Origin of the sequence: Opitutus sp. ER46, assembly GCF_003054705.1 — a bacterium.
Lineage (GTDB): Bacteria > Verrucomicrobiota > Verrucomicrobiia > Opitutales > Opitutaceae > ER46.
The window spans coordinates 259,808-275,970 of sequence record NZ_QAYX01000024.1 but is presented as its reverse complement, the minus strand read 5'-3'; the positions used below and the strand labels follow the sequence as shown (position 1 = coordinate 275,970).

Here is a 16,163-nt window from a genome sequence, read left to right as displayed (position 1 = left end):
AGGATGGAAAATTCAGTAGCTGGGTTGCTCGTGCGCCGTGCCGCTGCGCTGGAGGATCTTCGCGAGGGCGGCGCGCGCGCGGAGGATGTCGGTTTTCACCTTGGCGAGGCTGACGCGCAGTTTGCGCGCGATCTCATCGTACGGCATGTCCTCGAAATGGTAGAGCACCAGCGGCACCCGCTGGTGTTCCGGCAACTGCGCCAGCGCGCGATCAACGAGCTCACGCCGGTCGGCAGCATCAAGGTTCGCGAAGAAATTGTCCGGCGCGGCAAACTCCATCGGCGCCTCGTCCTCGTCGCCTGCATCGCTGGAGCGGCGGAACTCCGAGAAGAAGCGCCACCGGTTCCGATACCGCGAGAGGTGGTTGATCGAGAGATTGGTCGCGACGGTCTTGAGCCAGCCTCCCGCCGTCGGGCTCTGCCGCAACTGGTCGAAGTTCTCGTACGCCTTCAGGAACACCTCCTGGGCAATGTCCTCGGCCTGCGCGTCATTGCCGGTGACGCGTGCGGCGGTCGAGTAAACCATGTCCTGGTAGTTGCGCATGAACGTAGTGAAGTCGTCGGCGGGCGGGCTCACCGCCGCCACGACAGGCTCGGTCGTTTCCGGCTGGGAGAGCTCGGCGGGGGCGGCGGTTGATGATTGCACAGGCGGTCCATCGTTCGTTCCGAGAACACGCGGCCCCGTGGCAAAGTTGCGGTTTTCCGGCAGGGCCTGCGGATCCACCTGAATCGCCGAAGCTTCCACCTTCGCCAAGCCTGCGGCCGGCAGTTCCGCCACCAGCGCCCGCCCTTCGGTTTCCGGTCTCTGACTTCCGCCCTCCGGCCTCTCGTTTCCGTCGTCCGGCCTCCGGCTTCCGGCCTCCGGTTTCCGGCTTCTGACCTCTGACATCTGATCTCCGACATCTGTCTTCTGGCCTCCCGCTTCCGGCCTCTGGCCTCCGGCTTCCGGCTTCTGGCTTCCATCCTCCGGTAGCAGACGGCCGCGAAACGCCGCATAGGCATCCTGCGCACGCGCCACCGCCACGTTGAAGCGCGTCTCCGTCAGGCCAAGCGTCTCCAGCTTCCACGCCTGCCCGGTCCAGTGGCACAGCTCGCCAGGAAGCCCCTGCCCCTGCTCGGCCGCCACACCGCTCGCCAGGTTCAGCAGGCAGGCAAAACGCAGGGTCAGGTCCTCCGAGCGGACGAGATACTGCGCGCGAATGGCCTGGACGATATCCTGGGGAAAACTCCACGAGTCGAGGACCAGCGCCGCCACCTCCGCGCTGGAGAGACCAAACACCCGCCCTTCCCACTCCTCGTAATCCTCGTGCTCGGCCGGGTTGTAGACCTCGAGGTGACCGTGCCGGTCCGCCAGCCGATCAAGGATCAGCAAGCCCAGCGGGCGCATGAGCCCGGCGGTGTACGCGCTCCGCGGATCGATGCCGCACTCCGTCGCCAGGTGCTCGCAGAGAAAGGCCGTGTGCAGCATCAGTTCGCGCAGCCGGTCGGCATCCACGCCGTACGCTCGCAGTGGGCGCTCCGCCAGGCGCGACATCGCCACCTGGCCCACGATGCGGAACACTTCTTGGAAGCCGACCCGCACCACCGCTTCCTCGACCGATCCCGTCGGCTGCTCGCCGCCGTACACAGTGCTGTTGCTCACGCGAATCACGTGCCCCACCAGGGTCGCATCCCGTTTGATCAACGCCGCGATCTCATCAAGGCCGCTGTTGGCGTCGCGCAATAGCCGGTCCAGCTCCGCAAAAACACGGGGCGCAGGGGGTAGGGTCCTCGCAACTTCGAGGATTCTCTCGCGAAAGGTGGCCATTCGCAAAATCGGCGACCCCATCATGTCGACCCCGCGGCGAACGCAAGGCCGGCGACACCGCCAACCTCCGCCCGGCCCCAGGCTTATGCGTGGCGCGCATACGTTTGCACCGTCCAGCCAGGGTGGCCTGCAGTCTCCGTGCGCCCCGCAGCGCCAAACCGCGACCCTCGCGCCGTCCGCCGCCCGGCCGGCCGATTCCGTCGATCGGCCGGGCCCCTTCAGCTTTCAGCGTTCGTTTCTTCAGCCTTGGATTTCACCCGAACGGCCTAATGCCGCACCCTTGCGACTTCAGCCCCCGGCGGCGAGAGTCCCGCCCAACCCACCCACACCATGGCTTCTTCCCCCACCGTCCAGGCGACGGTTGAAGACCGCGTGCGCGAGATCGGCCTGCAGCTGTTCACCGCGATGGACGCGTTTCCGTCCCCCGGCATCTTTTCCAAAAAGGGCGCGTACGCCCGCGTGATGGACTGGTCGATGAAGGACCCCGCCTTCAAGGCCCAGCTCTTCCGCTTCGTCGACGTGCTGCCCGCGCTCAAATCCAGCGCCGAAATTGTCCGCCACCTGCAGGAGTACCTCGGCGACAAAGCCGTGGAGCTGAACCCCGCCATGAAGGCCGGGCTCGCGGTCTCCTCCTTCGCCCCCGCCCTCGTCGCGGGCCCGGTGAAGGCCAACGTCGGTGCGATGGCGGCCCAGTTCGTCGCCGGCGCCACGCCCGAGGAACTCGTTGCCCGTCTGCGCGCCAACACCCGGCAGGGCATCGCCACCACCATCGATCTCCTCGGCGAAACCGTCGTGAGCGAGGCCGAAGCCGACGTCTTCCTCGCGCGCAATCTCGACGTCCTCAACACGGTCGCCGCCGCCCTCGCGCGCGAGCCACAGCCCGGTTTCAGCGATCTCGGCCCCGCGGGCCCGCTCCCGCGGCTCAACCTCTCCGTCAAAATCTCCGCGCTCACGCCCGACGTGCACCCGGCCGACCCGGAATCCTCCCTCGCCGCGCTGAAGCAGCGGCTCCGACCCATCCTGCGGCGCGCCCGCGAGGTCGGCGCGTTCGTGAACTTCGACATGGAGAGCTACAAGCTGAAGGACCTCACGCTCGCCCTGTTTCGATCCATTCTCGAAGAGCCGGAATTCACCCCGACCGGTTCCACCGCCCAGGTCGGCATCGCCCTGCAGGCCTACCTGCGCGACTGCGAACGCGACCTGCACGAACTCATCGCCTGGGCTCGGCGCCACCAGCACCCCATCGGCGTCCGGCTCGTGAAGGGCGCATACTGGGATTACGAGACCGTCCTCGCCCAACAGCGCGGCTGGCCCGTCCCCGTGTGGTCGCGCAAGGCCGAGTCCGACGCGAACTACGAGAAGCTGACGAACGTCCTCCTCGATCACATCGGTCTCATCTCTCCGGCATTCGCCACGCACAACGTCCGTTCCTCCGCCCACGCCATCGCCCAGGCCGAGCGCCGCGGCATCGACCCGCGCGCGTACGAGTTCCAGGCGCTCTTCGGCATGGCCGACGAACTCAAGCGGGCCTGGATCGAAACCGGCCACCGCGTGCGCGAGTACTGCGCCATCGGCGAACTCCTGCCCGGCATGGCCTACCTCGTTCGCCGCCTGCTCGAGAACACCAGCAACGAGGGCTTCCTCCGCCTGAAGAATCTCGGCGAAGCCTCGCGCGAGCAGCTCCTCGCCAACCCCGCCGACCTCGTCGCGAGCGTCCCCGCCCGCCCGTCGTCCTCGGCCGCAGCCGCCCCCGCGGCGTCGTTTGCCAACGAGCCCAACCGCGACTTTGGTCTCGCCCCGAACCGCGAACAGCAGCGGGCTGCGCTCGCCGCACTCTCCGCCCACCTCGGCCGCCGCTGCCCGCTGGTCATCGGCTCGCGCCGCGTCAGCGACCGCGAATGGATTCCCTCCGTCAACCCGGCGCGCCCGGCGCAGATTGTCGGATACTGGGCGCGCGCCACGCCGGCCGATGCCGACGCCGCCGTCACCGCCGCCCGCGCCGCGTTCCCCGCCTGGCGCGCCCTCGGTGTCGCCGCCCGCGCCGAGCGCCTCGAGCGCGTCGCCGATCTCATGTCCACCCGTCGCTTCGAGTTCAACGCGCTCGAGGTGCTTGAAGCCGGGAAGCCCTGGATCGAGGCCGACGCCGACATCAGCGAGGCCATCGACTTCTGCCGCTTCTACGCCGCCGAGATGCGCCGGCTCGATGCGCCACACATCACCCAGCGCGTGCCCGGCGAACACAACGTGCAGGTTTACACGCCGCGCGGCGTGGGCGTCGTGATTGCCCCGTGGAACTTCCCCCTCGCCATCCTCACCGGCCTGGCCGTCGCACCGCTGGTGGCCGGCAACACCGTCATTCTCAAGCCCGCGGAGCAGACGTCGCTCATCGCGGCGGCGCTCACGGACCTTCTGCTCGAGGCCGGCATCCCGGCGGGCGCCGTCAACTTCCTCCCCGGCTATGGCGAGGACGTCGGCGCGCACCTCGTGGCGCACCCCCAGGTGGACTTCATCGCGTTTACCGGCTCACGGGCGGTAGGCAGTCGCATCTGGGAGACAGCCGGGCGCACGCCGCCGGGGCAGGCAAACCTCAAGAAGGTCGTCTGCGAGATGGGCGGCAAGAACGCGCTCATCATCGACAACGATGCCGACCTCGATGAGGCGATTCCCGCCGCGCTCTACAGCGCCTTCGGCTTCAGCGGGCAGAAGTGCTCCGCCCTCTCGCGGCTGATCGTGCTCGACGAAGTCTATCCCGCGTTCGTCGAACGCTTCGTCGCCGCGTGCGGCAGCGTGCCGGTCGGCGATCCGTCGGCCCCCGGCACGGTCGTCGGCCCCGTCATCGACGCCGAGGCGCGGGACAAGATTCTCGGCGCCATTGCGCAGGGCACGAAGGAGGCGCGGCTCGCGTTCCAGGCCAAGCTTCCGCCCGCGCTCACCGCAAGCGGCGGCTATTACGTGCCGCCCACCGTATTCATCGACGTCGCGCCTGAGGCCTTCATCGCGCGCGAGGAGATCTTCGGTCCGGTGGTGGCGATCCTGCGCGCCCGCGACCTCGACGCCGCGTTCGCGCTCGCCAACGCCGGCGATTACGCGCTGACCGGCGGCCTGTTCTCCCGGAGTCCGCGGGCCCTCGAACGCGCCCGCCAGGAGCTGCTCGTGGGCAACGTGTACCTCAACCGCGGCATCACGGGCGCGATCGTGGCGCGGCATCCGTTTGGCGGCTTCAAGCTCAGCGGCGGCGGCACCAAGGCCGGCGGCCGCGGTTACCTGGAGAACTTCCTGTTTCCGCGTGTCATCGCCGAGAATGTCATGCGCCGCGGCTTCACGCCGCCCGAGGCCGGCGAATAGCGGCCCGCGTGGTCGCGCGGCTCACACCACGCTCGCGCACAATAGCACGTAGTGCGCGCGCGCGCGGGTCGCACAGTCCTCGAGATCCGCTTCGCTCACGCCGGCCAGCGTCAGCTTCGCCGGCGTGCAAATCCAGTTTCCACTCTCGCCCGGCAGATCCAGCCCGAAGCGGGCCGACACGCCGCACGCCAGGTTCAGCACGCACGCCCCGACGTTCGAACTCGAACTCGCCAGCGGATCGAAGTGCGCGTCGATCGACTCGATCACGTCGCCCGGGAACCGCCAGTACTCCAGCAACTGCGTGGTCACCTCCGTCGCGGTGGTGCCAAAGACCTTTATTTCCCAGTCCGCCACGGACGGCCACTCCGCCTCGCCAGGATAGGTTTCCTCGACCGGCACGGCGTCCAACACCACGCGGCCGATCGTACGCATCAGGCCCGCGGTGTACGCCAGCCCGGGATCACGCCCGGCCCGGCCGGCCAGAACTTCCGCCGCTGCCGCTGTCGCCACGGCGTTCTCCCAGATGCGCACCGCCTTCAGTCGATACCGCAACAGGTCGTTTTGGCAGACCTGTTGCACCGCCGCCAAGCCGACCAACCGGAAGACCTCACTCAACCCGACGCGCGCGACCGCGATGTCGAGGGAGTCGGTGCGCTCGCGCAGGCCAAACAGCACGCTGTTGCTCATGCGCACCACGTGGTACGTCAGCGCCGGATCGAGCCGGACCAGCCGCAGGATCTCGTCCATCGCCGTGTCCGGATCAAGCAGCAGGTTTCTGAGTCGCGCCAAGGTAGCCGCCGCCGGTGCAAGTTTATTGCCCAAGGCGAGGTACTGTTCGCGGGTCATCGGCATACGAAGAAGTAAAGCCTTCCTTCGTCACCCCGTAGTCCGCCCTAAGGTAAAAAAAACACCAAGCCGGCGCCCGCCCTGCCGCAGTGTTCTAGGGCTCGCCGTCCGCTTCCTGCATCGCCGCCCGCCGCCGGCCCGGTCGAGGCTCGCGGAAAGGCGTCACCCGCTCAAACTCGGTCCAGGTGTAGTCCACCCGCTCGCCGAGCCGGAATGCGCTGACCCGCACCTCGCCGCTGGGCCGGCCGGGCGCCTCGGTCCCCGCGGCGCCCGGCAGCGTGAAATCGAGGTTGAGTTCGCCGTCGGTGATGCGCGCGACCCCCAGCAGGATGCGAAACGGCTCGCGCACGTGCGCGCTGAGTTGCTCCAGCGCCCGCGTGTCCCGGTTCACCGTCACTCTGACCCCCACCTTGTCGACGGGGAAGATCCAGTTCTTGTCGCGCCGTAGCGGCACGTTGAAGCGCACGCGCTGCGGCGTCTGCGCCACCACCGTCGCGGCCGAGAAGTCGAAGTACTCGCTCAGCGCGGTGTCGATGCGCCGCGGCGGCCGGCGGAACTTGCGGTCCGCCCACTCGCGCCACTGGGCCGGAGTCGGCTCGCGCCCGTTCACCGCCAGCAGTTGCCAGCGCTCCTGGCCGCGCCGCGAAGGATCGAACCGCTCGAGCCGTTCGTAGCGGCCCTGCGGATCGTACTCGACCGCCCGTTGCGTGAACGCCCACTGATCCCGCTCGCCCAGCCACCTCTCCACCGCCTCCTGCAACAGCGCGGCCTCCGGCGGCCCGCCCGCCGCCTTTGCGGCCACGAGCGTCGTCAGCAGACCCAGCGAGCAGAGGAACCATCGGAGCATGGCGCGAAAGACAGCAGGAGCGGATGCGGGTTCAGCAGGCATCGGCAACCAGCCGGAGGGCAAGAACGTTGACGCCTGAAGACACGGTGCAACCGCGCGCAACCTGCCCGCCGCCACGATGCGCACCGTCGCCGCCGGCTTGCATCAGCGCGGCAGGCTGAGCACCAGCCCCGCGCGCTGCCGGCCGAAACGCGTCAGCGCCTCATCCAAAGCGGCGCGCCACTGCGACTCCGTGAGCCGCGCGGCCTGCAGCTTTCGCGGCGTCAGCTCCCAATGCCGGGTCTCGCCGGGCAGCGCGAGACTCGCGGCATTCACGATCGCGCCGGCGACATTGAGCAGGGCGGCAAAGGGATCCGCCTCCGCCGTCTCGTCGTGGAGCAGGTGCAGCGCAATCGCGTTCACGATCGGGTCCGGGAAGCGCCATTCGTCGAGGATCATGCGGGTCACGTCCGGCGCGCCCACGCCGAAGCGGGCCACCTCCCAGTCGAGGTAGGTGGCGTGTTCACGATTGTCATACGTCCGCGCCGGCGCGAGTCGGCCGCGCGCCGCGCGGTCGATCACCATCATGCCGAGCGCGCGCAGCAGGCCTGCGGTGTACGCCGTCCGCGGGTCGATGCCGGCCCGGCGGGCCAGCGACTCGCTCGCCAGCGCGTGCAGGAGCAGCGAGGCCCGGACGTGCTCGGCCTCGAGGTGGTACGTCATCAGCGAGCGGTCGACAAAGCCGGCGACGCTCGCGGTGCCGACGAGTCGCAGCACCTCCTCGAAGCCCACGCGGTTCACCGCCTCGTCGATCGAGGCCACCTGCCAGTCGCCGCCGTACACCACGCTGTTGCTGATGCGGATCACCCGCGCGCCCAGCGCCGGATCGGCCCGGATAACGTAGGCGATCTGATCGAGGTCGGTGTTGATGTCCTGCAGCAGGTCGCAAAGCGACGCCATCACCCGCGGGGCGGCAGGCAGCGAGTGGGCGTGATCCAGGATGTGGTCGCGAGTCAGCGCGAGATCGACGGACATCGCGGCGAGCATCGCCAGAAACCCCGCGATGTAAAGGGCCCCAAAAAGCAACCGCCCGCCCCGGAGACCGGGACGGGCGGCGGGCTCCCTTGCCGGGAGCCAGGGCAAACGAATCTGCCGTGCTTACAGGCGGCTGATCAGCAGCTGACGCTCGTGGAGCAGTTCCTGCGGGAGATGATCGTGCAGATCGAGGAAGAGTTCCTCGTGCCCGATGACCTCGGCGCGCCAGGCCTTGCGGTCAATGGCCTGGATCTCTTCGAACTGCGCGCGCGTGAAGCCGATGTCCGTCCAATCGATGTCCTCGTAGTGAGGCATCCAGCCGATGGCGGTTTCCTTCGCGGCGCCGTGGCCGCGGGCGCGGTCGACGATCCACTTCAGGACGCGCATGTTCTCGCCGAAGCCCGGCCACATGAACTTGCCGTTCGCATCGCGGCGGAACCAGTTCACGTGGAAGATGCGGGGCATCTCGGAGACGCGGCGCTGCATCGAGATCCAGTGCCGGAAGTAGTCGCCCATGTGGTAGCCGCAGAACGGCAGCATGGCCATCGGGTCGCGACGGACCTTGCCGACGGTGCCGGCGGCGGCCGCGGTCATCTCCGAACCCATCGTCGCGCCGACATACACGCCGCTGGTCCAGTTGAAGGCCTGGTAGATCAGGGGCATCGTGGTCGCGCGGCGACCGCCGAAGATGAACGCGCTGATCGGCACGCCCTCGGGGTTCTCCCAAGCCGGGTCGATCGTCGGGCACTGCGAGGCGGGCGCGGTGAAGCGGGAGTTCGGGTGGGCGGCCTTGGCGCCGCTGGCCTCCGCGATCTCGGGCGTCCACTTGTTGCCCTGCCAGTCGGTGCACTCCGCCGGCGCCTCGCCCATGCCTTCCCACCACACGCCGCCGTCCTTCGTCAGGGCGACATTCGTGAAGATGGTGTTCTTGGCCAGGGCGGCCATGGCATTCGGGTTCGTCTTGGTCGACGTGCCCGGGGCGACGCCGAAGAAGCCGTACTCGGGGTTGATCGCGCGCAGCTGGCCGTTGGCGTCCGGCTTGATCCAGGCGATGTCGTCACCGACGGTCCACACCTTCCAGCCCTTCTTCTTGAAGTTCGCGGGCGGGATCAGCATCGCGAAGTTCGTCTTGCCGCAGGCGCTCGGGAAGGCGGCGGCAACGTAGGTCTTCTGGCCGTTCGGATCCTCGACACCGAGGATCAGCATGTGCTCGGCCATCCAGCCTTCGTCGCGGGCCATGTTGGACGCGATGCGGAGGGCAAAGCACTTCTTGCCGAGCAGCGCATTGCCACCGTAGCCGGAACCATAGCTCCAGATTTCGCGGGTCTCGGGGAAGTGAACAATGTACTTCTCCTTGTTGCACGGCCACGGCACATCGGGCTGGCCGGGTTCGAGCGGCATGCCGACGGTGTGCATGCAGGGCACGACCATCTTCTCGCCCTTGTCGATCTCGGCATACACCGGCATGCCGATGCGGGCCATGATGCGCATGTTGGTCACGACGTACGGAGAGTCGGTCAACTCGACACCGATCTGCGAGATCGGGGAGCCGATCGGACCCATCGAGTACGGCAGCACATACATCGTGCGACCGACCATGCAGCCGTGGAAGAGCGTCTTGAGCTTCTTCCGCATTTCACCGGGCTCGACCCAGTTGTTGGTCGGGCCGGCATTCTCCTTGGACAGGGAGCAGATGAAGGTGCGCTCCTCAACACGGGCGACATCGCTGGCGTCGCTGCGCGCATAATAGCATCCCGGCCAAAGCTTTTCGTTCAGCTTGGTCATGGTGCCGGTCTTCACCATCAGCGCATAAAGTTCATCGCGCTCCTCCTCCGAACCGTCGACCCAGTGCACCGCGGCGGGGCGACAGAGTTCGACCATTTTCTCCACCCACTTGAGCAGGTGCTGGTTGTTACTAAGGGGTTTGGAAGGGTTGCGTTTTTTCATGTAAGCGGCGCGCAACCTAGGGTGCGGAGTCCCCGAGTAAACGGGAAAGCCGCGGCGCCAAATGGAAGAAGCCCGCGTCGCACGAGGGATTAGGTTCAGGCGAAACTCAGTAGTAGCTCGGGTTTATGACGGGACCCGAAAGCCACTTTCAGGTCGGCGTAAATGCCGCCCAAACTTCTGATTTTTCGAAGTTTGTATCCGGACGTTCACGATCACCCATTAAGGAAACTTTTGTGCCATCGTTTTCCTCGATCGACTCGTCCCGACGTCATGAGGCCGCCGGGGCGCAAGCGAAAATCGGTCTCGTTGGCCAGCGGGGAAAACTCGCGCGTGCTCGCCCCGTTTTGTCCCAAATATTTGCGCGCATCTTTATGCGCACAAGGCACAGGATTCGGCGGCCTAATGAGCGGGCGCCACCGGCCCCTCCGGCAGGGGTTCCACGTGCACGGTGACATCGGTGATCCGGTGCGGCGCGGAGCCCAGCAGCGCATCCTTCACGGCGTGCGCGATGTCGTGCCCGGCCCGCACCGTGAGTTGGCCATCCACCCGGATCTGGATGTCGACCAGGTAACTCAGGCCGCTCTTGCGCACCCGCACCCGGTGCAGCGCTCCCACGCCCGGCACGTTGAGCGCCAGTGCCCGCACCTCCTCCTCGAAACGCTGCGGCACCGCCTCGTCCATGACCTCGAAGAGCGCCTTCCGCATCATCGCCACGCCGTTGTAAGCGATGACACCGCACGCGAGGAGCGCGGCCCAGTCGTCGGCGTTCTCCCACCCCGGTCCGCCGATCAGCGCCACCGTGATGCCCACAAAGGCCGCACACGAGGTCAGCGCATCGGACGTGTGATGCTGCGCCTCGACGCCCAGCGCCGTGCTGTCCTCGCGCTGCCCCGCCACGCGCATCCGCCGCGAGGCCCAGAACTTCGTCACCACCACCAGCGCCAGCACCAGCAACGTCCACCAGCGCGGCGCCACGTGCGGCGTCAGGATCTCATGCACCGATTCGACCGCCACCCACACCGCCACCGCAAAGATGAACACCGCCACCGCCAGCGCCGCCAGGGGCTCCGCCTTGCCGTGACCGTAGGGATGATTCGCATCCGGTGGGCGCCCGGCCACCCGGAAGCCCGCCCAGACGAGCGACGACGAGAACACATCGATCGTCGACTCCGCCCCGTCCGCAATCAGCGCATACGTGTGCCCGAAAATGCCCCCCGCGATCTTCACGCCCGCCAGCACCACGTTCAGCATAATGCCGCGCAGCACCAGCCGCGCGCTCGCCTCCGCCCGCCGTTGCGTGGCGGTGTACGGGTCCTGCCGAGGGGCAAAAGTCTCCGAATCAGTCATGGCGTGAGCGCCCGGCGCGCGGGCCAGCAAGCAATTGACCGACCCGTTTTTCAAAGCAAGGCTGATGCCGCACAATGGCCGCGCAGATCAGCATGTCGCCAAATGATCCTGTGAAACAGTTCTCGGTCTTCGCCGAAAACCGTCTGGGTCGACTCTTCGACCTGACGACGCTCCTGCGTGCCAACGACGTCCACGTCATCGGCATCACCGTCCTGGATACGACGGACAGCGCCATCGTGCGCTTCGTCGTGGACGACCCCGACAAGACGCGGGAGCTGATGGTGAACAACGATTTTCCCTACGTGGAGTGCGACGTTCTCGCCGTCGAGCTGCTCGACGAATCCCAGCTGCACGGCGTGCTGGCCGCGCTGTTCGAGGCCGAGATCAACATCCACTACATCTACAGCTTCATCAAACGGCCCGAGGGCCGGTCGGCCGTCGTGTTCAACGTCGAGGATGCCGACATCGCCGCGCAGGCGCTCAATCAGCGCGGCCACCGCGTGCTGACGCAGCGGGACATTTCCCGATAGCGCGTTCAGGCGGGCTCCGGCGCCCGGCTCCTTGACCCGCGGCAAGCCGGGCCAAGCTTGGATCGCTCTGCGAGATGAAGTTGCGCCGCGTCCCGAAGTCCCGTTCCACCTCCGCCCCCCTTCCGCCCCGCGGCGCGAACTCCCGCCGGGCCGCGACCCGCAAGTCCGCCGCCCCCGCGAGCACCGCGTTTCCAATCGTGGGCATCGGCGCCTCCGCCGGTGGCCTGCAGGCGCTCCAGGCATTCTTCGACGCCTTGCCGCCCGCCCCGCCCGCCGCCTTCGTCGTCGTCCAGCACCTCTCGCCTGACTTTCGCAGCTTCATGGTCGAGTTGCTCGCCAAGCACACCGCCATGCGCGTGCAGCGCGCCGAGCACGCCATACCCGTCGCCGCCGGCAACGTTTACCTCATCCCGCCCAAGGTCCTCCTCACGATCAGCGCCGGCCGCCTGCAACTGGAGAAGACTGATCCGCGCCGCGGGCTCCACCTCCCGATCGACCAGTTCTTCCTCTCCCTGGCCGAGGACCAGACCACCCGCGCCGTCGGCATCGTCCTCTCCGGCACGGGGAGCGACGGCACCGCCGGCATCCGCGCGATCAAGGACGCCGGCGGGCTCGTCCTCGTGCAAAACGAGGAGAGCGCCCAGTTCGACGGCATGCCGCGCAGCGCGATCGCCACCGGCCTCGCCGACTATGTCCTGCCGCCGGGCAAGATGGCCGCGCAGCTCGTCTCCCACCTCCAGCATCCAACGCGCCCCCGCGCGGCCGGGCGGACGCTCGGCCGCGGCGCCGATCCGCTCCTCAACGAAATTCTCGCCCTGCTCCGCCAGCAGTGCGGCGTCGACTTTTCCCATTACAAGTCCGCCACGATCGACCGGCGCATCGAGCGCCGCATGAACGTCTGCCAGATCGCGTCGCTCGCCGACTACGTCCGCCATCTCGCGCACTCACCCCGCGAGATCGGCCTGCTGTTCGATGAGCTCCTGATCAACGTCACCTCGTTCTTTCGCGACCGCGCCGCGTGGGACACCCTTGCCAAGGACGCGCTTCCCTCCCTGCTCAAGAACCTCGGCCCCAACGAGCCGTTTCGTGCCTGGGTCGCCGGTTGCTCCTCCGGCGAGGAGGCCTATTCGCTCGCCATGCTGGTCGCTGAGCAGATGGACCGGCTTCGCCTGCACCGGCCGGTGAAGATCTTCGCCACCGACATCGCCAAGGAAGCCCTCGGCCACGCCGCCCGCGGCTACTATTCGCCAAGCGAACTCACCGGCGTCTCGCCCGCGCGCCTGCAGCAGTTCTTCGCCAAGGAGAGCTCCGGCTACCGCGTCCGCACCCGGCTGCGCGAGATGGTCGTCTTCGCCAGCCACAACGTCCTCAGCGATCCGCCGTTCACCAAGCTTTCACTCGTCTCCTGCCGCAACCTCCTCATCTACCTGCAGGGCCCCATGCAGCAGCGGGTGCTCACGCTTTTCAGCTTCGCGCTGCAACAGGGCGGCGTCCTCTTCCTCGGCGGCAGCGAAAGCATCGGCGACGCCACCGACCGGTTCCACCCGCTCGCCACCCGCGCCAACCTCTACCGCAACCGCCGCTCCGGCCAGCCGCCGCCGCCCCTCAGCCCATCCACCCGCGTCGTCCGCCCCGCGACCGATCCCTCCCCCGCCCTCCGCCGCGCGTCCGCCCGCCTTAGTGCGGGCGAGATGCCCACCATCGAGGAGATCCACCGGTGCATCGCCGAGGAGTTCGCCCCCGCCTGCCTCGTCATCGACCACCGCGACGAGGTCGTCCACATCCTCGGCTCCGCGGGCGATTACCTGCGCCACCCACCCGGCGGTTTCACGCGCAACATCTTCAAGCTCACCGCCCACAACTTCGCCAGCGCCCTCCGCTCCTCGCTCATCCGGGGCCAGCAGAAAAACGACACGTTCACCCACGAGAACGTGCGCTTCAAAATCGGCCGCAAGACCGTCGCCGTCCGACTCCACGTCCGCCCCATGCTCGACGCCCAGGGCAAGTCCACCGGCGTCCGCCTCGTCCTGATCGAGCCCGCTCCGGCTCCCGCCGCCCCGCCCGGCCGCCCCGGCCGCGACGACGCCCCCATGTCCGCCCGCATCACCGAACTTGAGCGCGACCTGTCGCTCACCCGCGACAGCCTCCAGGCCACCGTCCAGGATCTCGAGTCGTCCAACGAGGAGATCCAAGCCGCCAACGAGGAACTGCTCGCTGCCAACGAGGAGTTGCAGAGCACCAACGAGGAGCTGCAGTCGGTCAACGAGGAGCTGCACACCGTCAACGCCGAGAACCAGAGCCGCATCGAGGAGCTCTCCCAGCTCACCAGCGACATCAACAACCTCCTCGCCACCGCCTCCATCGGCGTGCTGCTCGTCGACGCCCAGTTGCGGGTGCGCCGCGCCTCCCGCTCCGCCCTCCTGCTGCTCGACCTCACCGAGGCCGACCTCGGCGTGCCGGTCGAAACCGTCGCCCGCATCCTCCGCCTGCCCGACCTCCCCGCGATGGCCCAGCGCGTCATCGGCCGCAACCAGCCCGAGGAGACCGAGATCGAGCGCCTCGCCAACCGCTGGCTGCTCCTGCGCTGCGTCCCCTTCCGCAACGAGCTCGGCCATATCCAGGGCGTCGTGCTCTCCCTCGTCGACCTCACCGAGCGCCACGAATCCGAAAAGCGTTTACGCGACCAGGTCGCCATCACCCAGAGCGTGCTCGACACGATGGATGCCAGCGTCGCCGTCGTGGACCGCGACGGTTGCATCCTTTACCAGAACAAGGCCTGGCGCGACGCGGAGAACCACCCGATCGCCCCGGCGCCCGGCGAGCTCGACGTCGGCTCCAACTACTTCGAAGCCTGCGAGACGGCCGCCCGCGCCGGCCACCAGCCCGCCGCCGAGACGCTGGCCGGCATGCGCCAGGTCCTCCGCGGCGAGTTGCCGCGTTTTTCCTACGACTACGCCGACGTCGATCCGCGCCACCCGCGCTGGTACCGCGTCCACGCGCTTCCCCTCAACCCCAGCGAGTCCGGCATCGCCGTCGCGCACTTCAACCTCACCCCCCAGCAGCCGCTCGATTCCCGCGTGGCGCGCTCTTCGCCTCCCAGTTCCTGAGATGTCCGATTCCGCCAGCCCCCGTCCCCGCCGCCAGGCGGCCGCCGCTCCCGTCGCCGACCGGTCCCAAATCGAACGCAAACTCGCCGACGATCTGCATACCCACCAGATCGAGCTCCAGATGCAGAATCAGGAGCTCACGCGCGCCAAGAACGAGCTCGAGCAGTCCCGCGCGCGGTACTTCGAGCTCTTCGACTTCGCCCCGGTCGCATACCTCACCTGCAACGCCCGCGGCTCCATCCAGGCGCTCAACCTCGCCGCGACGGAACTCCTCCACGTCGACCGCCAGCGCGCCCTGCAGACGCCGCTCACCGCCTACCTCGAGGAGTCCTCCAAGGTTCGCTTCCGGCACCACCTCGACTCCGTTTTCCAGAACCCGGAGAAGCACACGCAGGAGCTCACCCTCGCCGCCAAGGCCGCCCAGGCCACGCGCCACGTCCACCTGGTCAGCCGGCTCATGCGCGGCGAACTGAGCGTCGAGCCGCTCTGCCTCACCGCCCTGATCGACATCACCGCCCGCAAGCAGGCCGAGCAGGAGGCCGAACGCCTCACCCACATTCTCGAGCAGCGCGTCGCCCAGCGCACCGCCGAGTTGGAGGAGTCAAACCGCGACCTCGAGGCTTTCATCTACTCCATCTCGCACGACCTCCGCGCCCCGCTGCGCAACATGGCCGGCTTTGCCGCCATCATTGCCGAGGACTACGCCGGGCGGATCCCGGCCGAGGTCACCAGCCACGTGCAGCGCATCCTGCACGGCAACGAGAAGATGCTGCGGCTGGTGGACGACCTCCTGCGATTCTCCCGGCTCGGCCGCACCCCGCTCGCCGTCGTGCCCACCGATCTCAACCAGCTCATCGAGGAGGCGCGCGCCGAACTGGCCGCCGAAGCCCACGGCCGCGAGATTGTCTGGCGCACCAGCCCCCTGCCCGTCGCCGCCTGCGACCGGGCCCTCATGCGCCAGGTCTTCGTCAACCTCATCGCCAATGCGCTGAAATACTCCCGCCCCCGCCGGCCCGCGATCATCACGATCGGCACCGAAGTCCGGCAGGCCCAGCCCATGATCTTCGTGAAGGACAACGGCGTCGGCTTCGACATGCGCTACTACGACAAGCTCTTCGGCGTCTTCCAGCGCCTGCACGGCCCGGCCGAATTCGAGGGCAACGGCGTCGGGCTCGCCATGATCGCCCGCATCCTCCATCGCCACGGCGGCGCCGCCCATGCCGAAGCCCGCGTCGACCAGGGCGCCACCTTCTGGTTCACCTTCTCCGGCCTGAGCGAATCCCTCCCGCGCTGATTGAGGGCCCCGTCTCCCAAAACACCTCTTTCTCTCACTCCTACTCTTACTCTTTCTCTCTCAGTGTCTAACGATCTAGT

Annotated in this window: 10 protein-coding genes; 4 read left to right on the top strand and 6 right to left on the bottom strand. The window is 67.9% G+C overall.

Going from position 1 to position 16,163, the window contains the following annotated elements; all coding sequences use genetic code 11:
- Positions 1-12 precede the first annotated feature (12 nt).
- Complete coding sequence (locus DB354_RS16560) at positions 13-1,806, bottom strand: sigma-70 family RNA polymerase sigma factor (protein WP_158277577.1); 1,794 nt, start codon at positions 1,804-1,806, stop codon at positions 13-15.
- Between the two features lie 330 nt (positions 1,807-2,136).
- Between DB354_RS16560 and DB354_RS16555 the strand changes: the two genes are divergently transcribed.
- Positions 2,137-5,151 (top strand): proline dehydrogenase family protein, encoded by a 3,015-nt coding sequence (locus DB354_RS16555; RefSeq protein ID WP_107836757.1) that lies wholly within the window; start codon positions 2,137-2,139, stop codon positions 5,149-5,151.
- Positions 5,152-5,172: 21 nt separating this feature from the next.
- Here DB354_RS16555 and DB354_RS16550 read toward each other — a convergent pair whose 3' ends face one another.
- The 5 genes from DB354_RS16550 to DB354_RS16530 form a co-directional block, all read right to left on the bottom strand.
- On the bottom strand, positions 5,173-5,997 hold the full coding sequence (locus DB354_RS16550) for an HDOD domain-containing protein (protein ID WP_233256667.1): 825 nt from the start codon (positions 5,995-5,997) through the stop codon (positions 5,173-5,175).
- 94 nt (positions 5,998-6,091) lie between these two features.
- A complete protein-coding gene (locus tag DB354_RS16545; protein WP_107836755.1) occupies positions 6,092-6,844 on the bottom strand; it encodes a hypothetical protein in 753 nt (250 codons plus the stop codon).
- A 144-nt stretch (positions 6,845-6,988) separates the two neighbouring features.
- A complete protein-coding gene (locus tag DB354_RS16540; RefSeq protein WP_158277576.1) occupies positions 6,989-7,858 on the bottom strand; it encodes an HDOD domain-containing protein in 870 nt (289 codons plus the stop codon).
- Positions 7,859-7,981: 123 nt separating this feature from the next.
- Positions 7,982-9,805 carry a phosphoenolpyruvate carboxykinase (GTP) gene (locus DB354_RS16535; protein ID WP_107837078.1) on the bottom strand — a complete coding sequence of 608 codons (1,824 nt, stop codon included), beginning with the start codon at positions 9,803-9,805 and terminating at the stop codon, positions 7,982-7,984.
- A 399-nt stretch (positions 9,806-10,204) separates the two neighbouring features.
- The gene (locus DB354_RS16530) at positions 10,205-11,152 is read right to left on the bottom strand and encodes a cation diffusion facilitator family transporter (RefSeq protein WP_233256666.1); all 948 of its coding nucleotides are present in this window, start codon (positions 11,150-11,152) and stop codon (positions 10,205-10,207) included.
- Between the two features lie 74 nt (positions 11,153-11,226).
- On the opposite strand from DB354_RS16530, the gene DB354_RS16525 reads away from it, so the two are divergent.
- The 3 genes from DB354_RS16525 (at position 11,227) to DB354_RS16515 (ending at position 16,083) form a co-directional block, all read left to right on the top strand.
- Entirely contained in the window at positions 11,227-11,682 is a 456-nt protein-coding gene (locus DB354_RS16525; RefSeq protein ID WP_107836753.1) for an acetolactate synthase, read from the top strand.
- 74 nt (positions 11,683-11,756) lie between these two features.
- Positions 11,757-14,789, top strand: coding sequence for a chemotaxis protein CheB (locus DB354_RS16520; protein ID WP_107836752.1), 3,033 nt, complete (start codon positions 11,757-11,759; stop codon positions 14,787-14,789).
- A 1-nt stretch (position 14,790) separates the two neighbouring features.
- A complete protein-coding gene (locus DB354_RS16515; protein WP_146180295.1) occupies positions 14,791-16,083 on the top strand; it encodes an ATP-binding protein in 1,293 nt (430 codons plus the stop codon).
- Positions 16,084-16,163 lie beyond the last annotated feature (80 nt).